Origin of the sequence: Natronospira sp., assembly GCF_007134575.1 — a bacterium.
Lineage (GTDB): Bacteria > Pseudomonadota > Gammaproteobacteria > Natronospirales > Natronospiraceae > Natronospira > Natronospira elongata.
In genome coordinates, this window is record NZ_SLKM01000217.1 from 1 (window position 1) to 10,011 (window position 10,011).

12 protein-coding genes are annotated in these 10,011 nt (G+C 61.3%); 6 read left to right on the forward strand and 6 right to left on the reverse strand.

Translation table 11 applies throughout. The annotated features are described in order from the left end of the window. Positions 1-117: 117 nt before the first annotated feature. Positions 118-576, reverse strand: coding sequence for a hypothetical protein (locus tag ACJWXQ_RS08660; protein WP_346049436.1), 459 nt, complete (start codon positions 574-576; stop codon positions 118-120). Positions 577-828: 252 nt separating this feature from the next. Between ACJWXQ_RS08660 and ACJWXQ_RS08665 the strand changes: the two genes are divergently transcribed. After that, positions 829-2,439 (forward strand): AbgT family transporter, encoded by a 1,611-nt coding sequence (locus ACJWXQ_RS08665; RefSeq protein ID WP_346049438.1) that lies wholly within the window; start codon positions 829-831, stop codon positions 2,437-2,439. A gap of 147 nt (positions 2,440-2,586) precedes the next feature. Here the strand turns inward: ACJWXQ_RS08665 and ACJWXQ_RS08670 are convergent, their stop codons facing one another. Further along, complete coding sequence (locus ACJWXQ_RS08670) at positions 2,587-3,249, reverse strand: hypothetical protein (RefSeq protein ID WP_346049440.1); 663 nt, start codon at positions 3,247-3,249, stop codon at positions 2,587-2,589. Positions 3,250-3,602: 353 nt separating this feature from the next. Here ACJWXQ_RS08670 and ACJWXQ_RS08675 point away from each other — a divergent pair, with 353 nt between their 5' ends. Then, positions 3,603-4,577, forward strand: coding sequence for a hypothetical protein (locus tag ACJWXQ_RS08675; protein ID WP_346049442.1), 975 nt, complete (start codon positions 3,603-3,605; stop codon positions 4,575-4,577). Between the two features lie 51 nt (positions 4,578-4,628). Here ACJWXQ_RS08675 and ACJWXQ_RS08680 read toward each other — a convergent pair whose 3' ends face one another. The 3 genes from ACJWXQ_RS08680 to ACJWXQ_RS08690 all read right to left on the reverse strand — a co-directional run bounded on the left by ACJWXQ_RS08680 (position 4,629) and on the right by ACJWXQ_RS08690 (position 6,433). Then, on the reverse strand, positions 4,629-5,093 hold the full coding sequence (locus tag ACJWXQ_RS08680) for a hypothetical protein (RefSeq protein ID WP_346049444.1): 465 nt from the start codon (positions 5,091-5,093) through the stop codon (positions 4,629-4,631). Beyond that, on the reverse strand, positions 5,093-5,656 hold the full coding sequence (locus ACJWXQ_RS08685) for a hypothetical protein (RefSeq protein WP_406672600.1): 564 nt from the start codon (positions 5,654-5,656) through the stop codon (positions 5,093-5,095). Before ACJWXQ_RS08685 ends, ACJWXQ_RS08680 begins: the two co-directional genes overlap by 1 nt. 87 nt (positions 5,657-5,743) lie before the next feature. Further along, positions 5,744-6,433, reverse strand: a complete 690-nt coding sequence (locus ACJWXQ_RS08690) for a zinc metallopeptidase (protein WP_346049582.1) — start codon at positions 6,431-6,433, stop codon at positions 5,744-5,746. A gap of 132 nt (positions 6,434-6,565) precedes the next feature. Between ACJWXQ_RS08690 and lipA the strand changes: the two genes are divergently transcribed. Genes lipA through ACJWXQ_RS08710 form a run of 4 tightly spaced genes read left to right on the forward strand, consistent with a single transcriptional unit; the run spans position 6,566 to position 9,747 of the window. Continuing rightward, positions 6,566-7,573, forward strand: coding sequence for a lipoyl synthase (gene lipA / locus ACJWXQ_RS08695; RefSeq protein ID WP_346049448.1), 1,008 nt, complete (start codon positions 6,566-6,568; stop codon positions 7,571-7,573). Positions 7,574-7,575: 2 nt separating this feature from the next. After that, positions 7,576-7,965 (forward strand): CrcB family protein, encoded by a 390-nt coding sequence (locus ACJWXQ_RS08700; RefSeq protein WP_346049450.1) that lies wholly within the window; start codon positions 7,576-7,578, stop codon positions 7,963-7,965. Further along, a complete protein-coding gene (locus tag ACJWXQ_RS08705; protein WP_346049452.1) occupies positions 7,955-8,416 on the forward strand; it encodes a CrcB family protein in 462 nt (153 codons plus the stop codon). Before ACJWXQ_RS08700 ends, ACJWXQ_RS08705 begins: the two co-directional genes overlap by 11 nt. After that, entirely contained in the window at positions 8,413-9,747 is a 1,335-nt protein-coding gene (locus tag ACJWXQ_RS08710; protein ID WP_406672601.1) for an MATE family efflux transporter, read from the forward strand. Before ACJWXQ_RS08705 ends, ACJWXQ_RS08710 begins: the two co-directional genes overlap by 4 nt. 76 nt (positions 9,748-9,823) lie before the next feature. Here ACJWXQ_RS08710 and ACJWXQ_RS08715 read toward each other — a convergent pair. After that, positions 9,824-10,011, reverse strand: a 188-nt coding sequence (locus tag ACJWXQ_RS08715; RefSeq protein WP_406672602.1) for a hypothetical protein, incomplete at its 5' end; no start/stop codon positions are given.

Sequence of the window (10,011 nt, forward strand, 5' to 3'; positions counted from 1 at the left end):
AATCCATTAATGGATTGATCAGAGGCTCCCTGGAACCGGGGCTGGCCCCAGAACCAGACCACCAGGAAGGCGTATGCCTGGGTCTAAGGGCTCGGGCATACGCCATTTAGGAATGCCTTACTGGACTTCGCGCTTGCCCAGCCAGCGGGCGTATTCGCGGATGAAATCCCGGATGATGGTTTCCCGGGTAATCTCGGACGTATGGGCGCCATGGCTGCTGTCGCGGCCGAGGCTCACTTCGGCGCGCACGATGTGACTTTCCTTGCCCGGATCACCCAATTCCGGGAAAGCGAAAAACATGCGGTGGTAGGCGCGGCCCCGCACCACATAGGAAAACTCTTCCTCGTCGGCGTGAAATACCGTCAGAGCAACCTGATAGTCACGCCGCTCGATCTCGCAGCGTCGGTCATATTGCTCCAGCTCCTCCTTCAGGGCCTCCAATGCGGGAATGGCCGTCCGGCTGATGAAGTTCGATATCTGCCGCCTGGCGTGTTCCACGGAGGCGTGAGACATTTGCGGAGGTGACTGCATCTCCTCTTCGATCACCCTCTTGAGATCCTTGCGCCAGTCGGACATGAGCTTCTCCTTTTGTGATTCCCGGCGATCAGCCGCCATTCAGTATTTGTCGTGCACTCTCCACTGATTCTATCAGGCCGGCGAGGCAATGCACCCCACTGAGGCCCTCCCGCCGGTGGTCGCGGCGGTGGACGACCGTCGGCTACTGCTTGCCGCGCCTTGCCACCCCCGGTAGCATCCCGCCTTTGAATCCACGACTCGACCCGCACTGTTCGGGTCTCATGGCCTCATTTGCAACAGGGTAAGATTTCCATGAGTGAGCAAGGCCCCAACACCCAGACAAGTCCGCAGAAACCCCGAATGGAAGATCGCGGCTGGTTCACCCGCTTTCTCGACACGGTCGAGTGGCTGGGGAATCTCCTCCCTCATCCGGTGACATTGTTCGCGATTCTCTGCGTATTGATGATCCTGATCAGTGGTGTGGTGGGCTTTTTTGACCTGTCGGTGGAGGATCCGCGGCCTGGCGCCGTTGGTGAGATCCAGGCCAACAGTCTCCTCAATGGAGATGGTCTGCGCTGGCTGGTGGAGAACCTGGTCTCGAATTTCGTTGGCTTTGCCCCTCTGGGTGTGGTGCTGGTGGCCTTGCTCGGGGTGGGGGTGGCGGACAAGTCCGGTCTCCTGAGCGCGGTGATCCGTTCCATTGTCATGAAGGCGCCGCCAAAGTTGATTGTCGCCGCACTGGTGTTCTCCGGGATAATCTCCAATACCGCCTCGGAAATGGGCTATGTGGTGCTCATTCCTCTGGCCGGGCTTATCTTTCTCGGTCTGGGTCGTCACCCATTGGCAGGCATGGCGGCGGCTTTTGCCGGTGTGTCCGGGGGTTACAGTGCCAATCTATTGCTGGGCACCATCGACCCCTTGCTGGCCGGCATTACCCAGGAAGCCGCGCAGCTCATCGATGAGAGCTATCGGGTGGATGCCACTGCCAACTATTTCTTCATGATCATCTCCACGTTCGTGATCACCGCGGTCGGGACCTTTGTGACGGTGAAGATCGTGGAGCCCAAACTGGGTGAATACGATCCCTCCAATGCCTCGGAGGATCTCAGCGACGAAACCAGTCTGGATCCGATTACTCCTGAAGAGCGCCGGGGCATGAAGTGGGCCGGCATTGCAGCTCTGGGCATGCTGGGCCTGTTTGCCCTCTCGGTGGTGCCCGAGTGGGGTGTTTTGCGGCATCCCGAGACCGGGGAGGTGGCCCATTCACCCTTCCTCAACGGCATTGTTGCCCTGATTTTCGCTTTTTTCCTGGTGCCGGGTGTGGTCTTCGGTGTGGTAACGGGGCAGATGCGCAATGACCAGGATGTGGTCAATGCCATGGCCAGTGCCATGAGTACCCTGGGCCTGTATATCGTTCTGGTGTTTTTCGCGGCTCAGTTTGTGTCCATCTTCGGTGAGACCAACCTCGGGCGGATCCTCGCGGTGATGGGGGCCAACGGCCTGCAGAATATTGGTCTGACCGGGCCGCTGGTATTCCTGTTCTTTATCCTGATGTGCGGCATGGTCAACCTGAGCCTGGGGAGTGCCTCGGCTCAATGGGCGGTTACCGCCCCCATCTTCGTGCCCATGCTGATGCTGATCGGCTACAGTCCCGAGGTGATTCAGGCGGCTTACCGGATTGGTGATTCCACCACCAATATCATCACGCCGATGATGAGTTACTTTGGCCTGATCATGGCCTTCATGGTCAAGTACGACCGCAACACGGGTATCGGTACCATCATTGCCATGATGCTTCCCTTCAGCATCTTCTTCCTGATCAGCTGGATCACCCTGTTCTTTGTCTGGGTCTTCCTGCTGGGCATGCCGGTGGGGCCGGGTGCACCGACCTACTATGATATCGGGGCGGCGACCGGGTCTTAGGAGGCTATGAGCTTCGAGCTCAACGCTGCTGTGGGAGCGGCATTCCAGCCGCGACAGGGGGCTGGTCACAGCCTTTTTCGCGGCGGACGCCGCTCCCACAGGCGGGTAGGTGCGAGGCTTTCCTTGCTCCTGTCAGTATGAATTCGGCTAGCGAATGTGTTCCCACCCCCAGGGCTCGGGTGGATTGTCTATCGCTTCGCTGAGATCGAAGGCGAGACGGAATACCTCGTCGCTGCCTTTGCGGCGGACCTGATAGTAGAGTCGGCCATCCTCGACCTCCATGGTCCAGACCCCACCCACGCTGCCTGGCAGCATGGCCAGTGTTTCATCGTCCACGGGGAATTTCAGCTGGTTACCGTCCGCCGGTGGGCGGGCCAGGCCGCCATAGTAGTGGGTATCCTGCACAGAGCCGTCCTGGTCGCGATGCTGATGCTTGAGGGTGACACCCCAGGGGTGGCGCTCCAGGACCCAGGTCCGGGAGCGGTCGTCACCCACATGCAGGGGCATCAGCATGCGCGAATCTTCGCAATGGCGCAGTTCCACCACCACATCCCGCTCACGGAAGCCATCGTCGCCCGGACGTGAGGCGACCAATTCACCCCGAAAGGCTTGCCCGCAATGAGGCGCCAGGGCCTGCCAGAAGCCGCTTCCTGGCCCCGTGGCGGGACGCTCAGGGCCTTGGGCTGTCTGGCCTGTTTCTGTGGGTGTGGTGCCACAGGCAGTTAGCCCAATGGATGCCAGTAGCACCAATCCGGTGGCCAGTTGACGGCAGGGCTTGTGAAAGAATGGTGAGGTAGTGGGGGCGGTCATTTGTCCTCCTGGGAATCGCTGATTGATCCATCCGCACCTGGCGAGGCGCAACGGGCGTAGTGTAGCCCCTGTGCAATGGGTACGCGAAGCGGCAAGCGATCCGCAACTTGTGTTCGGATCAGGGCTTGGTGTCTGGCCCGGGGGAGGGGAGAATTGCGCCTCCGGCATGAACCGAACAAGGGGGTGAGGTGGGAAAAATGCAATCGCTCCGGGTGCGGAGGGAGCAATCAGTGCACCCCGCCCGGTGGAGTCGGACGGCTCGGTGCGTATAATAGGCGACCCGGAGCTGCACCAGTGGCCCCGGTCCTTGAAAATCGTTACCGCCCAGAAGATCAAGAACAGGGGTTTTCCTCATGACCAAGATCGCCTTGCAAGCGGCCGCCGATCCCGAGTCCCGGGAGAACCTGGAGAAGACGCTGCTCGAGCCGGTGGTGCTCTCCGAGCTGAGTTCCATTCGCGGGACTGGTATCGCTGAGGAGCTGGCTACCATCTACCCCGGTGACATGGCTCGCATTGGCGGGGTCAAGTCGGGCCGGGCGAGTGAGCAGAAGGCCGAATGGGAGAAGCTGCAACGGGGCGATGTCGTGCTCTTCATGCGCGATGACATGGTTTTTCTGTCCGGTATCGTGACCTATCTGGTCAAGAATCCCGATCTGGCCCGAGAGCTTTGGGGTGAGGACGACAAGGGACAGGTCCCCGAGTGCATTTACTTCGTGGATGAGGTCAAGGATCAGTTCATTCCCCGCAAGACCATCAATCGGCTCATGAATCTGGGTGACGATTATGACTGGCCGGGTTTTGAGGTTCACTTGGAGGAAGCGGCGGCGCCGGTGGTCTACGGCTATGAACTGGAAAGCCATGTTTACTTTCCCATCGTCAGTGAAGACGAATACAAGCAGATCGTCCAGGAGATTGATCGTACCTCTCCCCTGGATACGGAAGGCCGGGCACGCCTGCGCAAGGAAGATGGCTTCCTTAGGGATCAGCTATTCCGGGGCAAGGTGATCGAGGAATGTGGCATTTGCGGCAACAAGTATCCCACCCAGTTCCTGATCGCCGCTCACATCAAGGATCGCTGGCACTGTACCACCGAGGATCGCCTCGATTACGAAAATATCGCCATGCCCATGTGCAAGCTTGGCTGTGAAGAGCTCTACCGCCGCAACTACGTCACCGTGATCGATGAGCGGGTGGCGGTGACTCGGGCGAAGGTGGACAGTAACGACCTCAAGGCCATACTGGTTCGCCTGTCGGGGCGGGTCTGCCCCTGGTTCAAGGGCAGTCGGAAATATTTCGATTGGCACACACGGCTCGGGAAATACTTCTGATTCGACAAACCGCTCAGGATGTCGAGTAACGGCGCCCTTAGGGGCGACGTTTCATTCCAGGCCCAGATCCCGCCGGTGATTGCGCCACCAGCGAAACTCATGCTGATTGCTGTAAAACCACTCGGTGAACTCTCCAAGGGTTTCGCGTGGGTCGGTTTCGCTGTCGATCTCACCGCTGCGAAAATACTCCCGAAGGTCTCTGAGGGCTGGACGGTACTCGGTTCGGAAGCGGACTGACAGTTGGGGATGGGCCTTGGTCAGTACCGAGTTCCGGACCTGAGTCGCATGCATCAGGGCATCGTCCAGTGCCTCCAGCACCGGTTCCACTGTCTCGCCGCCAGGCTCCCAGTGGCGCGGCAATTCATTGGCCAGACCGGCGGCCCGGCGTGCTTCGGCCAGGGACTGGAAAATGTGGCGAGCGTTCTGCTTTTCGCTGGAGTCCCAGGAAACGCCAAACTCGCAGCCCGCCAGGCCCACTGCCAGGGCCAGCAGAAGCATCCAGCTACACTGTCGCATCATTCTTCTCCGGTTTCGTCCACCTCGCAGCCGATTATGGCTTCAACATCCAGTCTGGCGCCACCAAGGGTCCGGCCTTCCGGGCTCAGCAGCCACTCGCCATTATCGCTGGAAACATTGACCCCGACCCGCCCCAAGGCAATGCCTCGGATATCGCTGACCCGAGCCTCGATGTAGGGTTCGCCTTCCTCGCAGTCCGGTTTGGCTACCCGGTTACCCTCCAGGGTGTATTGTTCCTGCTGAATCTCGTCGTCCACGCTGACCGTGACAACGCGTGCGGCGTCAAACAGGCCGTTTTCATCGGTATCGAGCTGCCCCAGGAGCTGGAATGCAACAACCGCCAACAGCAAGACGCCATAGAACAGCATCTCCAGGCCGCCGCGCCCTTCGCTGACCGGACCCTCATCTTCGTCGGCCGGCATTTCGGTTCTCTCTTCCGGGTGGCGTATATAGCGTTCCGCCGATTCCGGGGTCAGGTGCCCCTGTTTGGGGTAGGCGAGATCACTGGGATGACCGTTGGGCGGTGTCAGATCCTTGGGGCTGCCGGGTCGTTTCATGAGCATGTCCAGTTCTGCGGTACCTGACTATCTCTTAACACATCAGGCCCGTCCGATGACAGTCGGTTCCCTTGAGTAGGCCAGGCATGCGCCCTAGGGGCGCAGAATGCGCAACCAGAGGCCCAGATTGATGAGTGTGGCAAGCGACTGGGCCAGGTAGGTCAGGGCCGCCGCCTGCAGGATCTGGCGGGCGCTGGACCGGTCCTGCTCGTGGAGATAGTCCCCCCGTTCCAGCAGGGGCAGAGCGCGACCGAAGCTGGCATCGGTCTCCACCGGCAGGGTGATCAGGTGGACGAGGGCCATCACCAGCATGGAGGCCAGACCGGCCAGGACCATGATCAGCATGATCCCGGGTGCCCGGAGCAGCAAAGCCAGAAAGGGACCGATCATGATCATTCCCACGCCGATCCGTTGAAACGGCTGGGCCAATCGGACCAGCCTTTGTCGCCACCGGAACAGCCTCATGCCATCGGCATGCTGAATGGCATGACCCAGCTCATGGGCGGCCACCGTGATGGCAGTCAGGGAGCGCCCGTCATGGTTTTCCGGGGACAGGCGGATGGTTGCCGAGGAGGGGTCATAATGGTCCTGACCGCTGCCCGTTCTCTCCACCCGCAGGGCCTCCAGGCCCAGCCGGCCGGCCAGGTGGTGAATCAGCTCCGCCCCCGTGCCCGGATAGCGGTCGTCCGGCTCATGATGCCGCCGCATCACCCGGTTGACCCACCAGCCGGGGAGCCACAGCAGAAGAACCAGAAGCACCAGAAAGATCGGGAATAGCAAAATAACCTCCAAGGGGGCATGGAAATGCACTGACGCGGGGACGCCGCTAGCCAGTGCGGTCCTGAAATGAGAAAATAACAGGAATTGACTCATCCAACAGGCCATCCCGGCCTGACGACCCGTGGAGCAGTCGGCATGAGCGAGTTCAAGGGTATCCCCATTGTTCGCAGCGGCCAGAAGGTGCGCAAGCCCCAGGGCTTTACTGCGATCAAGGACGGCATGAAGGCACGTCCCCAGACCGAGGACAAGCCGCGTGGCCGCAAGCCGAGCTGGCTGCGGGCCCGCATTCCCGCCGGGGAGAAGTACCAGGAAACCCGCCGGAATGTTAAGGAAAACCGCCTTGCCACGGTCTGCGAGGAGTCCAAATGCCCCAATGTGGGGGAGTGCTGGAACAATGGCACCGCGACCATCATGCTGATGGGCGATGTCTGCACTCGGGCCTGCCGCTTCTGTTCCGTGGATACGGGCAATCCCCGTGGCTGGCTGGACCCGGAGGAACCGGCGAATGCCGCCCGTTCGGTCCAGCTGATGGATCTCCAATACGTGGTTCTGACCTCCGTGGACCGGGATGACCTGGATGACGGCGGTGCCCAGCATTACGCCGACTGTGTCCGAGAGATCAAGCGAGTCAATCCCAAAACCGCGGTGGAAGCTCTGACTCCGGATTTCCAGGGGCGCCTGGAGGACGTGGAAACGGTCGTGGATTCGGGTATCGAGGTCTTTGCCCAGAATGTGGAGACGGTGGAGCGCCTGACCCATGTCGTGCGTGACCGGCGTGCCGGTTACGATCAGACCCTGCGTGTCCTGGCCCATGCCAAACGCTATCGACCGTCTGTCCTGACCAAGACCAGTCTCATGCTGGGCCTGGGCGAGACCGAAGAGGAAATCGACCAGGCCATGGACGATCTGCGCGAAATCGGGGTGGATATCGTCACTTTCGGCCAGTATCTCCAGCCCACGGTCAATCACCTGCCGGTGGAGCGCTTTGTCCCGCCAGAGGATTTTCGCAAGTACCGGGAATGGGGCCTGGCCAAGGGCTTCCTCGAAGTCGTCTCCGGGCCGCTGGTCCGCTCCAGTTACCGTGCCGACCGGGTACTCGAGAAGAACAACGTCGGCATGGACGACGGTAGCTCGGCGGCCTGATCGTGGTGGCCTGGCTGGTGCTGGTCACCGGCGGTGCCGTCGGCGCCGTTTGCCGCTACCTGCAGACGCTTGCGGTTCAGCATCTGGCCTCGTTCGACTTTCCCGTAGGGACCCTGAGTGTCAACCTGAGCGGCAGTCTGCTGATCGGGGTCCTGGCGGGCCTGATTCAGCTTGATCTGCTGCAAGGCAGTGAACATGGCCTACTCTGGCTGGCATTCGGGGTCGGCTTCTGTGGCAGCTATACCACGCTCTCGTCCTGGAGCCTGGACACTTTGCGTCTGGGCCTTGAAGGCCGGCCCTGGCTTGCCGCCATCAATCTCGTGCTCACCCTGCTTGCCTGCCTGTTCTGTGTCACGCTCGGATTCCTGGGGGGGAGGGCACTTGTCGGCTAATGGCATCACCTTGCGATTATTGCCTTTCGTCGCGCTTGGGGGGGCGTTGGGCAGTGGCCTGCGCCATGGCCTGCAGCTATTGCTGGGCGAGCCCGGTGGCGCCCTTATGCCCATCGGGATTGAAGCCACGCTGACGGCCAATCTGCTCGGCAGCCTGCTGATTGGCGCCCTCGCGGTCTCAATGCGATGGCATGAGTCACTCAAGGGCAGGGTGGCAGTCCAGGCTTTTCTGCTCACGGGGCTTTTGGGTGGTTTCACCACCGCCTCGGTTTTCAGCCTTGAACTGCTGATGCTGCTGGAGAGCGACCAAGCGGGACTGGCGCTGGCTTATGGTCTGTGCACCTTCCTGAGCTGCCTGTTGGCCGCCGCCATTGGTTACTGGCTTGCCTGGCGAGTACTCCGCCGGCCAGGATTGCGGCGTCTGGCCCGAATACGTCGACGTAGCTCGTGAGCGTCGGTAGTCGCTGGCAGCGAGGGCAGCACGCCCTGTTTCTGGCCTTGCCGGTTCTGGCGGCCATGGTGTCCCAGAACGTCATGAACCTGGTGGACACGGCCATGGTCGGCACCCTGGGGGATGCGGCCCTAGCCGCGGTGGGCCTTGGGGGCTTCGCCATCTTCATGTGTCAGGCCCTGGTCCTCGGGGTGGGGACCGCGGTTCAGGCCATGGCGGCCCGCCGCAAGGGGGCGGGGCAGGGTGGCCAGACGGCGGAGCCCCTCAATGCCGGCCTGCTGATCTGCCTGGTAGCGGGCCCACTGCTGTCACTGCCGCTTTTCTTCGCCATACCGCCCGCCTATCCCTGGCTCAATGCCGACCCGGAGGTCATTGAGAAAGGCGTTCCCTATCTGCAGACCCGGATCATCGCCATCACCTTCATGGGCATGAACTGGGCTTTTCGCGGCTACTGGAACGCCGTGGACATGGCCAGGATGTACTTGTTCACCCTGGTCACCATGCACGTTCTCAACATCTTTCTGAATTATGTCCTTATTTTCGGGCATTTCGGCGCGCCCGCCCTCGGCGTCACCGGCGCCGGTCTGGCCTCGGCGATTGCCACTGCGGTGGGAACCCTGGTTCATGTCTATCTGGCCCGTCGCCATGCCGGCAGTGCCGGTTTTTTTCGTACCCGCCCGCCAATGGACGTCATTCGGCGCCTGCTGCGCATATCCCTGCCGAACGGTGTGCAGCAACTGTCCTTTTCCACCAGTTTCGTGGTTCTTTTCTGGATCATCGGGCAGATCGGTACTCGAGAAGTGGCGGCAGCCAGTGTCCTGATCAACATCATGCTGTTGGCGGTATTGCCGGCCATGGCCCTGGGGCTGACCACCGCCAGTCTGGTGGGACAATCTCTCGGTGCCGGGTCGGTCCGCGATGCCCATCGCTGGGGCTGGGATGTGGTCCGCCTGGCCCTGGTGATGCTGGGCATACTGGCCTTGCCCATGTGGTTGCTGCCCGAACTGCTGTTGTCCGGTTTCATCCATGATGATGAAACCCGCTCGCTGGCGATTACGCCCATGCGCCTGGTCGGGGTGTTCATGGTGGTGGAAGCCTTCGGCATGATCCTGATGCACGCCTTGCTGGGTGCGGGGGATGCCCGTCGGACCATGCTGACGGCGGTATCCCTGCAATGGCTGGGCTTTCTGCCCATTGCCTGGTTGGTCGGGCCGGGGCTGGGTGGGGGATTGTTGGCAGTCTGGCTGGCCCAGGGCGCTTATCGACTGGTCCAGGCGATGGTTTTCACCTGGTTATGGCAGCGGCTTAAGTGGGCTCGCGTGAAAGCCTAGGGGTGCGATCATGGTCTACAGCGGCCGGACGCTCGAAGAGTGCGGCGGGGGAGCCGGCCAGGGAAAAAGGGGCTGCTCAGGCGCGTGTATCGACGATTTGGCCCAGGGTCTCCTGGGACTCGGAGGCAGACTCCACCACGCGGGCACCGGCGGCGGCCTGGGCCTCGTGGCTTATGTTGTTGACCAGCGCTTCGGTGATTTCCTGAGGCTGGGATTGATCGTCGCTGCCGGCGGCCGACTGACTGGCGATGGTGCGGGCCGAAT